Genomic DNA, 13595 nt, shown 5'->3' on the forward strand with positions numbered 1-13595 from the left:
AACACGAACGTCTCATACTTTTTCCCGCATAGGTAGAGTTCCTCACTCTACTGAGGTGAGAGTCATGTTAATTATCTTCGCGCCCCTATGATTTTTCAGATTCGCGACGACGAACGCAAGATTTTTGAGGTGATCGGCCGTGCCGCCGGTGACCTGGGCTTCCCAACCTACGTGGTGGGCGGCTACGTCCGTGACCGGCTCCTGGCCCGGCCTAGTAAGGATCTGGATATCGTTTGCGTTGGCAGCGGGATCGAACTGGCGAAGCGCGTTGCCAATAGCCTGCACCCCCGTAGTCGGGTAACCGTATACAAGCGCTTCGGCACGGCGGCCCTGAAACACCGGGATCTGGAAATCGAATTCGTCGGCGCGCGAAAGGAAAGCTACCGCAGCGATAGCCGAAAACCTACGGTGGAGTCCGGCTCGCTCAGCGACGATCAGAATCGCCGCGATTTTACCATCAATGCGCTCGCCATCAGTCTGAACGATCGCGATTACGGAAGCATCATCGATCCGTTCAACGGGCTGGAAGACCTGGAGGCCAAGCGAATCGTCACCCCACTCGAGCCCGGCAAAACTTTCAGTGACGATCCGCTGCGCATGTTGCGCGCTATCCGGTTTGCCACGCAGCTGGGCTTTCGGATCGACCCGGTCACTTTCCAGGCTATAAAGGACCACCGCGAGCGCATCAAGATCATCAGCTGGGAGCGTGTCGCCACCGAGCTTAATAAAATACTGCTAACCGCTACCCCCAGCGTCGGATTACGGCTGCTGGACGAAAGCGGCCTGCTCGGCTACATTCTTCCGGAGCTGGCCGCTTTGCGCGGGGTGGAGAGTCGCAACGGACGCAAACACAAAGACAACTTTATCCATACCACCAAGGTGGTGGATAATCTCGCCGACCGCAGCCCCGACCTGTGGCTCCGGTGGGCGGCGCTTCTGCACGATATAGGGAAAGCAAAAACAAAGCGTTGGGAGTCCGACGCCGGCTGGACCTTTCACGCCCACGACGCCGTGGGGGAGCGGATGGTACCCAAGATATTCCGGCGCCTGCGGTTACCGAACGATAAGCTGAAGTACGTCCAGAAACTGGTGGGCCTCCACCAACGACCGATTTCCCTGACCCAGGAGGAGATCAGCGACTCCGCCGTGCGCCGCATCCTCTTCGATGCGGGGGAGGATATCGACGACCTGATGACGCTGTGCGAGAGCGACATAACCAGCAAAAACCCGCACAAGGTGCGGCGGTACCTGGAGAACTACGGCCGCCTGCGGGAGCGGATGCGGGAGATCGAGGAAAAAGATCACCTGCGTAACTGGCAGCCCCCCATTTCGGGAGAGCTGATCATGGAAACCTTCAACATTCCTCCGAGCCGGCAAGTAGGCCAAATAAAGGATGCGGTGAGGGAAGCTATCCTCGACGGCGACATCCCAAATGAGTATCCGGCCGCCTTCCAGAAGATGCTGGACGTAGCCGCCGAACTCGCTATTCACCCCCAGGTGAAATAAAGAGTAGAATTAACTAAAATTAAGCCACTTTCTTAGGCTCACCCCACGACCGTGGGGTGTGACCACCCCCTGCCCCACGCCTATCTTTGACTTATCGAAAGGGGACGGTGCAACGTCTTCTTTCATTCTTTCCAAAAAGCGTGTTCACTTTAGCGGTAGGGATTGTTGGTTTTCCCGCAGCCGCATTTTTGAAGGTTTGTATTATAATCCCTGCGCCACAGGGCGCACTAAATTCCAGTTATTTCGGTAGTCTGAAAGCTACAATACAAGGTCCGCGCGAGCATCGCGCGGGCCTTTTTTTATTCGGGCCTTTCGCTCCGCCACAAAATAGGTGAAGACGACCGAATATTCCAACCCCACCAGCAAAAGATCTTCCTGGTACGGGATACTCGTATAGCTCGTGTAGGTGAGAATTATCAGGTACGACCAGACCAAGGGGAAACGCCACTCCGTGAAGCAGCACAGGGCGATTGGCACGGACAGGTACCAGGGGTGGACGGTGGTGGTGCACAAGAGATAAATTACGAAGGCAGCTAACCAACGCCCGGGAAGCGATTTCCAGTCGGTGCGCTCGTCGGCCAGCGCTACGATCATGATCAGCATACCCGCCACCCGGGCCAGCAACGGCCCGAAGCGGGCGATCTGATTGTAGCCCACATCGTAGAAGCCGTACGCCCGAAGCAGGTAATACAGGCTCGCGTTAAACTCGAACTTGCGGAAGTACAGGTCCAGACTTCCCCCGAACCCGTCCAGTACACCGCTGCCGAGCAGCATCGGTGCGAATAGCAGGACTACCCCCCCGCCCGTCACCAGAAAGTACCGCCAAAAGGCCCCTTTCCACAAACGGCGCAGCAAAAAGGGCAAGAGCATCAGGGGAAGCAGCTTGCTTGCTATGGAAAGGGCCATTGCCAGACCGGCCCGTCCGTAACCACTCCGCGTAAGCAGTAAAAGAGACAGCAACAAGAAAAAAACCATCGCTCCTTCGAAGTGAAGATTACCTACGACCTCTACCAAGATGAGGGGATTTAGCCAGTAGAGCAGGCACCTACTAACCGGCAAACCGAATCGAAGGAGGAGGTGATATATAAGGAATACCGATCCAACCTCCGTGAACAGGAGAAACAGCTTCATCACGAGCGCCGCTCCGTACCATCCCGGGCTGACATACGCAGCAAGCGCAAAGATCACCTGCGTCAGGGGGGGATAAATCGAATGGTAGTCCGGAGAATTTAGTCGGCCGTACAGCTCCCGGTCCCCAAGCGGCTCACCCAGGTAGTAGGTCGGAGGATGAACGTACGGGTTTTCACCCGCTACTATCAGCTCCCCGTCCCAGATAAAGCGATACACATCGTCGCTCAGTCGGGGAAAAGCAAACAACAGCCCGATGCGGAGGATGAGCCCCAGCAATAGCAACCAGCGGAACTGACCTTCCAATCTGCGGCCGACCAGCAACCCATAGCCTACGAAGGCCAGGGTAAAGGCCAGGAAGAGTGACCAGAATTCCGTGCGGTCAACCTCGTACCCCAGGTAAATCACCCCCGCCGCCAGCAGTACGCTTCCCGCTATTCGGCCGGCGGTATGCACTACCCCAGCACTTTTTCCGCCACGGCCCGCGCCACGTTCTGGCCGTCCATGGCCGCACTAAGAATGCCCCCCGCGAAGCCCGCTCCCTCACCACAGGGGTAGAGCGAATCCACCTCGGGATGACGGTAGGTTTTCCGGTCCCGTGGAATACGTACGGGTGAGGAGGTCCGGCTTTCCGTGCCGATCACGTTCGCTTCGGCGGTGTAATACCCCTTCATCTTGCGACTGAAATCCTTCACCCCCTGCTGCAAGCGTTCGTAGATGCCGGCGGGAAGCAGATCGTGGAGTGGTGCGGCGTGGAGGCCGGGGATGTAACTGCTGTCCGGCAAGTCGGCGGAAACTTTGCGATTCACGAAATCGGTTAGTCGCTGGGCGGGTGCGCGCTGGGTGCCGTCCCCGCTTGCGAACATGGCCTGCTCTACGGTACGTTGGAGGGCGAGCCCCGCAAAAACGCCGTGGGATGAGTAGGGTGCCAGGTCCTCGACTTCGACGGCAACTACCGTACCGGAATTGGCATAGGGGCTATCGCGGCGGCTCAGGCTCATACCGTTGACGACGATCTCTCCGGGAGCGGTCGCGGCCGGAACCACCAGGCCACCCGGGCACATACAGAAGCTGAATACCCCGCGGTCCTTTACCTGCGTGACCAGCTTGTAGCTGCTGGCCGGCAGGTTTTCCTCACGTAGAGATTGGCCGTACTGGATGCCATCGATAAGTGGCTGCGGGTGCTCGATCCGGACGCCCAGCGCGAAGGGCTTCGCCTCCAGCCGGATGCCGCGATCGTGCAGCAGCTGATAAACATCACGCGCCGAATGGCCGGTAGCCAGAATATAGGCCTCAGCGTGCAGCCGGTATTCGGTGCCGTTCTCGTCCCGCACGATCAACGCTTCAATATCGCCGTCCATTTCCAGGTCGGCCAGGAGGTGCCCGAAGCGAATCTCCCCACCGTGGGTGAGGATCGACTCGCGCATATTGGCGACCACCCCGGGCAGTTTATTCGAGCCTATATGGGGGTGGGCATCGATGAGGATATCTTCCTGCGCGCCGTGGGCAACCAGGGTTTGTAGAGCTTTGAGGTAGTTACCTCGCTTCAGGCTACGGGTGTATAGCTTGCCGTCGCTGTAGGTTCCCGCCCCACCCTCTCCAAAACAGTAATTGCTATTCGGATCGACTTCACCGAATTGTTGAATGGCACGCAGGCTTCTTCGCCGCGCGCGCACGTCCTGGCCCCGTTCGATGATGATTGGCCGAAGCCCCAGTTCAATGAGTTGAAGAGCCGCAAACATGCCCGCAGGACCACAACCGACGATGGCGACGGCCGGAGCTTCGGCGACATCCCGCAATTGGAAAGCCGGCGGCGCTTCCGGGGAGGGCGGCTCGTTTTTTCGGATCACTTCAACCCGCAGGCGATAGACCGGGCTGGCGCCGCGCGCGTCGATGCTTCGGCGGGTAACGCTAAGGGCGTCGATATCATCATCGGCCATGCGAGCCTTTCGGCTGACGGCACGCCGTAGGGCCTCCGCGTCGTGCAGCTGCGAGGGGGCTAGTTTAATTTCCAGAGTGGTCGGCATGGAGTGTAAAGGTAGCACGCCCGCCGGGGGTTGTGCTACCGGCTTTTGCGGGTGTACTGTCCTTCACCGGCGGCGGCGAAGTCTTCCGGCATGTAGACGACGATCATCACTTCCTCCAGCGCGCTGCCTTCGGTCCCCTTAACCATGCGGCGGGTCTTATCGTAGCTGACGAGCGCCATCTGATCGCCATTGACTTGCGGCTTGAGGACGTAGCGGTTCTGCTTCATGTAGAAGTCCAGAATATCCTGCTGGACGTTCTTGATCTGCACGGTGGTTTCGATAAGCAGATCATCGCCCGGCCAGGTGCGATACTCTACCTGATCCTTGCCGTAAACGTCGAAGGAGATAGCGTTGACGTGGTCTACGTCAACTGTCTTGTGAAAGATGTCGGCAGAGTCCTGTGCAAAGGACATGGCTGCCCAGCCCATCAGGGCCAGCGTGAGCAAAGATTTCATGGTAGATAAATTCCAGAGTTAATCCCAAAACGTAATACGGGGGCCTAATCGTGCCTCCCTGCGAAGGTTTGCGTAATCCGGTTGCTAAGATAAGACACTAAAGCTTGCCCTGCTCTTCCTGCACCTGCGGACGGGACTTGACTTCGGCGAGTTTAACACCCATGTACACCAAGGCATGATCGCCTTCTTCGACGTCGAAGGACTCTACATCGTAAGGAATGGTCTGGAGCTGTCCATCCGGGGACTTGATGAAAAGGGGCACGGAGTACTTCTCCTCCCTGGCCAATAGCAGCAGGTCCAATAGTTCCCGTTGGCTGTATAGCTTCTGCTCGTGGATTTTGGCGGCCTCCCGGTGTGCCTCGCTGAGGTTGATGAAGTCGTCCGTATGGCTGAAAATGTGCGCGCTGTCCTCGGTGGCTCCCGTGTCTTTCATCTCATCGGCGGTGATCAGCCGGTAAGCACCTCGTTCCCCAAAGATGTCTTCGTACCGGCGGATAGCATATGCGTTGACATCGTTGCTGCCCGTTAGCGCCAGCATGTACCCTACGTCGAGCAAGTCGTATTCCTCGCTCAGATCGGAGTTGTAAATATTGCCGACGATGCCGCGCAGCCCCTTATCGCGCGCTCGACGAATATTGCTTCCGTTACTATCTACCAAAAAGACTTCCCGCCCCTGCTCTTTCAAGTACGTGCCGATGGTAATCGCGAAGTCGTTGGCTCCGAGGATGAGCACGCCACTCGATGTATCCTGAATGACACCAAGCAAGCGGGCAACCAGCCGGGCCGTAGTAGCATTGATGAGTACCGTACCCAGCACGATCATAAACACCAGGGGCGTAATATACTGTGCTCCGGGCACACCGTCGGCGGCGAGGTTAAGACCGAATAGGGAAGCGATACCCGCGGCCACGATACCCCTGGGCCCGACCCAGCTGATAAAAATCTTCTCATTTACGCTCAGGTTCCCGCGGGCCGTACTGAGGAACACGCTTAGCGGTCGCAGCACAAGGATCACGAAGCCGAAGAGCGCCAGTGGTCGCCAATCTTCGGTCAGCAGCCGCAACTCGTCCATATGCATATTGGCGGCGAGCAGGATGAAAAGAATGGAGATGAGTAGGACGCTCAATGATTCCTTGAACGAAAGGATTTCCTTGATGCGGGGTACGTCCTTGTTAGCCAGCACCAGTCCCATCACCACCACGGCAAGCAGGCCCGACTCGTGGGCCAACTGATCGCTCACGACAAAGATGAACAGCACGTAGGCGAGAATGAATACGTTAAGCAGGTAGTGGGGAACCAGTTCGCGCTTGATGATATGGAAGAGAGCGTAGCCCATCAAAAAGCCCAGCGTTCCCCCATAGATAATGATCTGCACGAAGGTGCGCAGCGCCTCTCCGGTGAAGCCGATACCGTGGTCGGTCGAACGGATAAACTCGAACACCAGGACCGCCACGAGCGCACCGAGCGGATCGATCAGGATGCCCTCCCACTTGAGCACGGTACTTACGTTCCGGTTGAGGGGGATGTTCTGTAGAATAGGCGCGATGACCGTTGGCCCCGTCACGATGATCAATGCCGCGAACAGGAAGCTGATACTCCAGCCGAGGTCCATGATGAAGTGCGCGGCAAGGCCTGCCCCGACGAAGGTGACGAAGCTGCCGATAGAGATCAGCCGCAGGATGGATCGCTGCGTATCTCTGACCTCGCGGAATTGGAGCGTGAGCCCCCCCTCAAAAAGAATGACGCCGATGGCCAGGCTGACGAAAAAAAATAGCGACTGGCCGGGAAATAACCCCTTTCCTTCCCCTTCGTCACCAACGAGGTGATAGATCGGACTGATGAGCTTCTCCCCGTCGGCCGTGACCAAAGTGGATAGCGGCCCGACCAGGAGACCGATCACGATCAGGGGGAGAATAGCGGGTATCTTGACGCGCCAGGCGAACCACTGGGCAAATATTCCCAGGATAATAATTCCCGCGAGTTCTTCCATAGATTATCGGCTGGGCTAAAGCGGTAAATTTAAACTTATCCTCCGAGAATACTTCCCAGTCCACCGGGCAGCATATTGTCCATCATGCCGCCGGCCTGCTTGGCCTCGAATTCGGCGGCTTTTTCCAGCGCACGGTTGGTTGCGACCACGAGAAGGTCTTCCAGGGCTTCCACGTCGGACGGATCCACCTGTTCGGGGTCGATGGTGACGTTCTGAATGGTACGGGTACCGTCGCAGGTGACCTTGACGGCTCCACCGCCGGCCTCCGCTTCGAAGGACTCCTGGGCCAGCTGCTCCTGCATCTTGGCCTGCATTTCCTCCATTTGCTTCATCATATCTCCGAACATGGCTGGGTAGTTTGTGAGCGTATAAAAGGCGGCGGCGGGGTTTTAAGTTTACCCTACCTTTGGCCACCCACCAAAAAATAAGCATTACATGGGACTACTCGACGGAAAAGTCGCGCTCATCACCGGAGGATCACGTGGCATCGGTGCCGCACTCGTTCGCGCCTTCCACCGGGCCGGGGCCAAAGTTGCCTTTACCTACCGCAGTTCCGCCGGTCCGGCGGAAGCCCTGGTCAGCGAACTCGGTGATCATGTCCGCGCCTACCAGAGTGACGCCTCCGATTACGCCGGTGCCGAACAGCTCATCAAAACGGTGACCGAAGAAATGGGCGGGCTCAACGTGCTCATTAACAATGCCGGCATCACCAAAGACACCCTCATGCTACGGATGAACGAAGAGCAGTGGGACGCCGTCATGGACAACAACCTCAAATCCGTCTTCAACCTCACCAAGCACGCCATGCGGGGGATGATGCGGGGCGGTGGAAGCATCATCAATATGTCGAGCATCGTCGGTATACAGGGCAATGCCGGCCAGGCCAACTACGCCGCGAGCAAGGCCGGTATCATTGGCTTCAGCAAATCGATCGCCAAGGAAATGGGTAGCCGGAACCTGCGTTGCAACGTCATCGCGCCCGGATTTATCGAAACGGACATGACGGACGAGCTGCCGGAAAAGGTGAAGGAAGCATACCTGACCAGCATTCCCCTGAAGCGGCTCGGCCGGCCCGAGGAGATCGCGGATGCCTGTATCTTCCTGGCTTCGGATATGAGTAGCTACATCAACGGTCAGGTGATCAGCGTAGACGGCGGACTCAGCTGATTACCGTCGGGTAGCCATCGGCACCCGTAGACCCACCCCCGCTTTGCCAGCTCCTTCTCCGGTTATCGATGTGATTATTCCCGCCTTCAACGAAGAGGCCAGTATTGCCTTGGTGATCGACGATCTACCCCGTAATCTGATCCGGGAAATTATCGTTTGCAATAATAACAGCACCGATCGCACCGCCCCGGTAGCGGCTGCGGCGGGAGCGACGGTCGTGACGGAAAAGCGTGCCGGATACGGCTCGGCCTGCCTGCGCGGTCTGGACCATATTGCAAAGCGGCCTGCGGAGGATTTACCGGATATCGTCGTATTCGTGGATGGTGACCGGAGCGATTACCCCGGGAAGATGCCGGAGCTCATCGCGCCAATCGTGGAGTCCGGGTACGATTTAGTTATTGGGTCGCGGGCGCTGGGAAAAGCAGAGAAGGGCAGTATGACTTTTCCCCAGGTCTTCGGGAATTGGCTCGCAACAAATCTTATCCGGTTGTTTTACGGTTATGAGTTCACCGATCTCGGCCCCTTCCGCGCCATACGCTACCCGGCCCTGGTGGCTTTGGAAATGGAGGATCCGGACTTCGGCTGGACCGTGGAGATGCAGGTTAAAGCCGCCAAGGCCGGTCTTCGGTGTACCGAGGTACCCGTTGGCTATCGTCGGCGCATCGGCATTTCCAAGATTTCGGGAACCATCCGGGGAACCGTGCTGGCCGGGCACAAAATCCTCTGGACGATCTTCAAACTGATTCGATCATGACCCTGGTTGCTTTTCTGGTATTGGGCCTGTACTTGATCAGTCTGTCGTACATCACCGCCTACTGCCTGCTGCAACTGAATCTGCTCTATCACTACCTGCGAAACCGCCAGGTTGAACAAGCCGATCCGATCCTCGATCCAGACCGGCCATTGCAACGGCAGAAAAACGGACAGGGCGAATCGGTGATGTTGGCTTCGGATACTTCGATTCGCTGCGGTTCCGAGACGGCCGTTATACCTGCGCCGCCGCCGCCCGCCTGTCCCTTCGTTACCGTTCAGCTGCCCATCTATAACGAGTACTACGTTATTGGCCGGTTGATTGACGCTGTCACCGCCTTTGATTATCCGAAGGACCGCTACGAAATCCATATCCTGGACGATAGTACCGATGAAACCACTGAGCTGGTGGCCGCGAAGGTGCGGGCCTACCGCGCCGAAGGTTACCAGATACGGCAGATCATTCGCGAAGAGCGTACAGGCTTCAAGGCTGGAGCGCTCCGCGACGGTACGGAAGAGGCACGCGGGGAGTTCATTGCTATTTTTGATGCGGACTTCGTCCCGGCACCGGATTTTCTTCGCCGTACGATTCCGCATTTCTCCGATTCGCGGGTGGGCGTCGTGCAGACCCGCTGGGAGCACCTGAATGAGCCCTACAACCTCATCACCCGGTTACAGGCTATGCAGCTGAACGTGCACTTCACGGTGGAACAGGTTGGCCGTATGCGGGGAGGCCACCTCCTGCAGTTTAACGGAACGGCGGGGGTATGGCGCAGGAAGGCGATCGCCGCCGGGGGGGGATGGCAACCCGACACGCTGACCGAAGATCTCGACCTCAGCATACGCAGCCAACTGGCCGGCTACCGCATTGTGTATCTCGAACGCGTGGGGAGCCCGGCGGAGCTGCCGGTGGACATGAACAGCTTCAAGAGCCAGCAACACCGCTGGATGAAGGGTGGCGCGGAGACGGCGCGTAAACTTTTACCGGAGGTCTGGAGGAGTTCACTGCCGCTGGATACCAAGCTACATGCCACCGTCCATCTGATGGCCTCTTCCATTTTCCTCTTCGTCTTTCTTTGTGGGGTGTGCAGCGTACCGTTGCTTTTCGTAATGGGAGACCTGGCACCCTTCGGTATTGATAAGGACGTGTTTGCGCTGTTCCTGGTGGGACTATTGTCGGTTGTTACGGTCTATTACGTGGGCAACGTCCGTAGTGCCGCTAGTAAAGCGGAAAGCGTCGCCAGGTCCGTTCCAAAATTTCTGCTGCTATTCCCGGTCTTCCTGTCCCTCAGCATGGGGCTTTCACTACATAATTCGGTAGCCGTCCTGCAGGGATACCGGGGCAAGAAAAGCCCCTTCGTACGAACGCCGAAATTCAATCTCCGCTCCGTTAGCGATAGCCTCCGTTCGAGAAAATACCTTACCGGCCGGCTCAGTTGGATTACCGTCGGGGAGGGGCTGTTGAGTATCTATTTTCTGCTGGCGGTGGTTGGCGCCGTGTACATCGGGAATACCACCTTTATCGTCTTCCACACCCTGCTTACGCTAGGTTTTGGAACGATCTTTTTTTATAGCGTGAAGGATCTGGGGTTGGTTAAGTGATTGGGGGGTGCCGCCTTTGGCATCGGCTAGGCTGGATCATATCGCTCACCTTCGGAAAACCGGTTGATCTCCATACCACTTCTCATAAAACAGAGAAAGCCCGCCAGGATGCTATCCTGGCGGGCTTTAGCGCAGTCGGAGACTGCTTTGTACTGTCGCAGTCGGAGACTGCTTCTTACTTCGCTGTCGGAGACAGCGTTGTACTAGGAGCCGAAGTCGTCGAAGGCGATGTTTTCCTCGGGTACACCCAGTTCGTCAAGCATGTTCTGAACGGCTTGGAGCATAAGGGGCGGACCACAGAGGTAGTACTCGATCTCTTCCGGTTCGGGGTGATCTTTGAGATAATTCTCCAAGACTGCCGTATGGATGAAGCCAGTCATGCCATCCCAATTATCTTCTTCCAGCGCGTCGCTCAGGGCGATGTGGTAGCTGAAGTTGGGGAAGTTCTCCTCGATGTCGCGGAATTCCTCGGTATAGAAGAGCTCGGCCTTCGAGCGACCACCGTACCAGTAGCTGACCTTGCGGTCGGTCTTCAGGGTATGGAAGAGGTGGAAGATGTGGCTACGGAGGGGCGCCATCCCGGCACCACCGCCGATGTACACCATTTCCTTGTCCGTCGGCTTGATGAAGAATTCACCGTAGGGGCCGGAGATCGTAACCTTGTCCCCCGGGGTCTGATTGAAGACGTAGCTGGAACAAACGCCGGGATTGACGTCCATATAGGCCCCTTTCTGCCGGTCGAAGGGCGGGGGTGCGATACGGATGTTGAGCATGATGATGTCGCCCTCCCCGGGGTGGTTGGCCATGGAGTAGGCACGGAACTGTTCTTCGTCGTTTTTCATGACGAAGTCCCACATGCCGAATTTATCCCAGTCGGCCTTGAATTTATCCTTGGGGGCACCCTTGTGGAATACCGGGTGGGGCGTGATGTCGAAATTCTTGAACTGGACCTCGACCTTGGGCACATCTACCTGAATGTAACCGCCCGATTCGAAGTCGAGTGATTCTCCTTCGGGTAGCCGTACCACGAACTCCTTGATGAAGGTAGCTACGTTGTAGTTCCGGTCGACGGTACACTCCCACTTCTTGATACCGAAGATCTCCTCGGGAATCTGGATCTCCATATCCTGACGAACCTTTACCTGACAAGCCAGACGCTTATTCTCGGCGACCTCCCGGCGGGTGAGGTGGTTGAGCTCGGTGGGAAGAACGTCTCCGCCGCCTTTGGTGATATGGCATTCACACATGGCGCAGGTTCCACCGCCACCGCAGGCGGAGGGAAGGAAGACGCTCTGGTCAGAAAGTGCGGAAAGGAGGGTGTTGCCCGGTTTTACACGAAGCGGGTTTTCCTTATCGCCGTTAACGACGATGCTCACCTCGCCCTGGGGAACCAGTTGGCGGCGTGCAACCAGCAACATCGTGATGAGAGCCAGCACGATGAGGGTGAAAACAAGAACCGCTAATCCGATGGTAATCATGGTACCGTATTTTATAGGTAAGCCGGAAAGGCACCGGCCGGTTTATCAGGTAGGGGTAATTATTCGGCGGCCGCTTCGGTCCAGCCGGCAAAAACGGCGGGATCGATACCGGTAAGGCTCAGAAAGGCTATGCCCATCAGGCCGGTAATCAAGAACGCCATGCCGAGGCCGCGTAGTGCGGGGGGGACGTTGCTGTAACGGATCCGCTCCCGGATAGCAGCCAAAGCGATGATGGCCAGGAACCAGCCGAAACCACCACCTAATCCGAAGGCAATCGACTCGGTCAGGTTGTACTCGCGGCTGACCATGAAGAGGCTACCTCCGAGGATGGCGCAGTTCACGGTGATGAGCGGAAGAAAGATACCCAGCGCGGCGTACAGGCCGGGGCTGAACTTCTCCACCACCATTTCCACCAGCTGTACCGTGGAGGCGATGACCGCAATAAACAGGATGAAGCGCAGGAACTCCAGTTCGGCGGGCATGAGGATATACTCATTGATAACCCAGTTGATGGGCATCGTGATTCCCAGTACGAAGATTACCGCCAGACCGAGACCGGTAGCCGTAGACAAGGTTTTGGACACGGCCAGAAACGAGCACATGCCGAGGAAGTAAGCCAACACCATGTTTTCGATGAAGGCCGACTTGATGAAGATATTTAGAAATTCTCCCATGGTTGGGTGATTTTTATAGGCTATGGGGACGAGAACAGGACAAGGGCACCGGTTACGATGCGTCGACGAGCTTGGTATTGTAGCTACGCTGTATCCAGATAAAGACGGCGATAACAAACATGGCCGCCGCAGGCAGTACCATCAGGTTGTTATTGGCATACCAGCTGAAGTACGTCCCGATACCACTGTCGGCCGCGGTGTTGATCCAGTACTGGGTGGTGTCGTTGCTGGGGCCGATGATGTTCATCGCGATTGGGGAGCCGGCAAAAAGACTGCCTTTACCGAATAGCTCGCGAACGATGCCTACCAAAACCAGAATCAGGCCATAGCCGGCTCCATTACCTACGCCATCGAGGAAAGAGCGCCAGGGCTTATTGGCCATGGAGAAGGCTTCCAGACGACCCATCACGATACAGTTGGTGATGATCAGGCCGATATAGACGGACAGCTGCTTGTAGACCGGGAAGGCCAACACCTTCAGGGCTTCATTCACCAGCGTGACCAGCGTAGCGATGATCACGAGTTGGACGATCAGACGTACCGGCTTCGGAATGATGTTCCGCATCAGCGAGGTAAACAGACTGGAAAAAGCGGTAACGAAAATTACCGCGACCGCCATGACAAGTGACGGATAGACCAAAGAGGTAACGGCCAGCGCCGAACAGACCCCGAGAACCTGGATGGTAATCGGGTTGTTATCCAATAATGGATCACGGAGCAGGATTCTCTCCTTCTTGCCGAATATAGGTTCCTTCTCCGCCGGCTTCTTAGGATCCGCTACGACGCCGGTTTTGAGTTCTGTTGATTCTGCCATGGGT

General features: G+C 56.9%; 12 protein-coding genes. 4 read left to right on the forward strand and 8 right to left on the reverse strand.

Annotated elements, in window-relative coordinates; translation table 11 throughout:
* The first annotated feature begins 87 nt into the window (after positions 1 to 87).
* Positions 88 to 1506 carry a CCA tRNA nucleotidyltransferase gene (locus DRW39_RS18120; protein WP_116108494.1) on the forward strand — a complete coding sequence of 473 codons (1419 nt, stop codon included), beginning with the start codon at positions 88 to 90 and terminating at the stop codon, positions 1504 to 1506.
* Positions 1507 to 1764: 258 nt separating this feature from the next.
* On the opposite strand, the gene DRW39_RS18125 is transcribed toward DRW39_RS18120, so the two are convergent.
* The 5 genes from DRW39_RS18125 to DRW39_RS18145 all read right to left on the reverse strand — a co-directional run bounded on the left by DRW39_RS18125 (position 1765) and on the right by DRW39_RS18145 (position 7453).
* Positions 1765 to 3090 (reverse strand): glycosyltransferase 87 family protein, encoded by a 1326-nt coding sequence (locus tag DRW39_RS18125; RefSeq protein ID WP_116108495.1) that lies wholly within the window; start codon positions 3088 to 3090, stop codon positions 1765 to 1767.
* Positions 3090 to 4661, reverse strand: a complete 1572-nt coding sequence (locus DRW39_RS18130) for an NAD(P)/FAD-dependent oxidoreductase (protein ID WP_116108496.1) — start codon at positions 4659 to 4661, stop codon at positions 3090 to 3092. The genes DRW39_RS18125 and DRW39_RS18130 overlap by 1 nt, the downstream gene beginning before the upstream one ends.
* Before the next feature lie 35 nt (positions 4662 to 4696).
* Positions 4697 to 5116 (reverse strand): hypothetical protein, encoded by a 420-nt coding sequence (locus DRW39_RS18135; RefSeq protein ID WP_116108497.1) that lies wholly within the window; start codon positions 5114 to 5116, stop codon positions 4697 to 4699.
* A 97-nt stretch (positions 5117 to 5213) separates the two neighbouring features.
* The gene (locus DRW39_RS18140; RefSeq protein WP_116108498.1) at positions 5214 to 7106 is read right to left on the reverse strand and encodes a cation:proton antiporter; all 1893 of its coding nucleotides are present in this window, start codon (positions 7104 to 7106) and stop codon (positions 5214 to 5216) included.
* A gap of 35 nt (positions 7107 to 7141) precedes the next feature.
* A complete protein-coding gene (locus tag DRW39_RS18145; RefSeq protein ID WP_116108499.1) occupies positions 7142 to 7453 on the reverse strand; it encodes a YbaB/EbfC family nucleoid-associated protein in 312 nt (103 codons plus the stop codon).
* An 88-nt stretch (positions 7454 to 7541) separates the two neighbouring features.
* On the opposite strand from DRW39_RS18145, the gene fabG reads away from it, so the two are divergent.
* Genes fabG through DRW39_RS18160 form a run of 3 tightly spaced genes read left to right on the forward strand, consistent with a single transcriptional unit; the run spans position 7542 to position 10625 of the window.
* Entirely contained in the window at positions 7542 to 8273 is a 732-nt protein-coding gene (gene fabG, locus DRW39_RS18150) for a 3-oxoacyl-[acyl-carrier-protein] reductase (protein ID WP_116108500.1), read from the forward strand.
* A gap of 43 nt (positions 8274 to 8316) precedes the next feature.
* Entirely contained in the window at positions 8317 to 9027 is a 711-nt protein-coding gene (locus DRW39_RS18155) for a glycosyltransferase family 2 protein (protein WP_116108501.1), read from the forward strand.
* Positions 9024 to 10625 (forward strand): glycosyltransferase, encoded by a 1602-nt coding sequence (locus DRW39_RS18160; RefSeq protein WP_116108502.1) that lies wholly within the window; start codon positions 9024 to 9026, stop codon positions 10623 to 10625. Before DRW39_RS18155 ends, DRW39_RS18160 begins: the two co-directional genes overlap by 4 nt.
* 203 nt (positions 10626 to 10828) lie before the next feature.
* On the opposite strand, the gene nqrF is transcribed toward DRW39_RS18160, so the two are convergent.
* Genes nqrF through DRW39_RS18175 form a run of 3 tightly spaced genes read right to left on the reverse strand, consistent with a single transcriptional unit; the run spans position 10829 to position 13591 of the window.
* Positions 10829 to 12103 carry an NADH:ubiquinone reductase (Na(+)-transporting) subunit F gene (gene nqrF / locus DRW39_RS18165; protein ID WP_116108503.1) on the reverse strand — a complete coding sequence of 425 codons (1275 nt, stop codon included), beginning with the start codon at positions 12101 to 12103 and terminating at the stop codon, positions 10829 to 10831.
* Between the two features lie 59 nt (positions 12104 to 12162).
* Entirely contained in the window at positions 12163 to 12777 is a 615-nt protein-coding gene (gene nqrE / locus DRW39_RS18170; RefSeq protein ID WP_116108504.1) for an NADH:ubiquinone reductase (Na(+)-transporting) subunit E, read from the reverse strand.
* A gap of 52 nt (positions 12778 to 12829) precedes the next feature.
* The gene (locus DRW39_RS18175) at positions 12830 to 13591 is read right to left on the reverse strand and encodes an NADH:ubiquinone reductase (Na(+)-transporting) subunit D (protein ID WP_116108505.1); all 762 of its coding nucleotides are present in this window, start codon (positions 13589 to 13591) and stop codon (positions 12830 to 12832) included.
* Positions 13592 to 13595: the final 4 nt, after the last annotated feature.

The organism is Lewinella sp. IMCC34191 (genome assembly GCF_003390935.1).
Lineage (GTDB): Bacteria > Bacteroidota > Bacteroidia > Chitinophagales > Saprospiraceae > Neolewinella.

Excerpts from the sequence above, each read along its gene's own strand:
- DRW39_RS18130 (WP_116108496.1), bottom strand. The coding sequence starts at position 4,661 with ATGCCGACCACTCTGGAAATTAAACTAGCCCCCTCGCAGCTGCACGAC.
- DRW39_RS18135 (WP_116108497.1), bottom strand. The coding sequence starts at position 5,116 with ATGAAATCTTTGCTCACGCTGGCCCTGATGGGCTGGGCAGCCATGTCC.
- nqrE (WP_116108504.1), bottom strand. The coding sequence starts at position 12,777 with ATGGGAGAATTTCTAAATATCTTCATCAAGTCGGCCTTCATCGAAAAC.
- DRW39_RS18160 (WP_116108502.1), top strand. The coding sequence starts at position 9,024 with ATGACCCTGGTTGCTTTTCTGGTATTGGGCCTGTACTTGATCAGTCTG.
- DRW39_RS18140 (WP_116108498.1), bottom strand. The coding sequence starts at position 7,106 with ATGGAAGAACTCGCGGGAATTATTATCCTGGGAATATTTGCCCAGTGG.
- fabG (WP_116108500.1), top strand. The coding sequence starts at position 7,542 with ATGGGACTACTCGACGGAAAAGTCGCGCTCATCACCGGAGGATCACGT.
- DRW39_RS18145 (WP_116108499.1), bottom strand. The coding sequence starts at position 7,453 with ATGTTCGGAGATATGATGAAGCAAATGGAGGAAATGCAGGCCAAGATG.
- DRW39_RS18120 (WP_116108494.1), top strand. The coding sequence starts at position 88 with ATGATTTTTCAGATTCGCGACGACGAACGCAAGATTTTTGAGGTGATC.
- nqrF (WP_116108503.1), bottom strand. The coding sequence starts at position 12,103 with ATGATTACCATCGGATTAGCGGTTCTTGTTTTCACCCTCATCGTGCTG.
- DRW39_RS18175 (WP_116108505.1), bottom strand. The coding sequence starts at position 13,591 with ATGGCAGAATCAACAGAACTCAAAACCGGCGTCGTAGCGGATCCTAAG.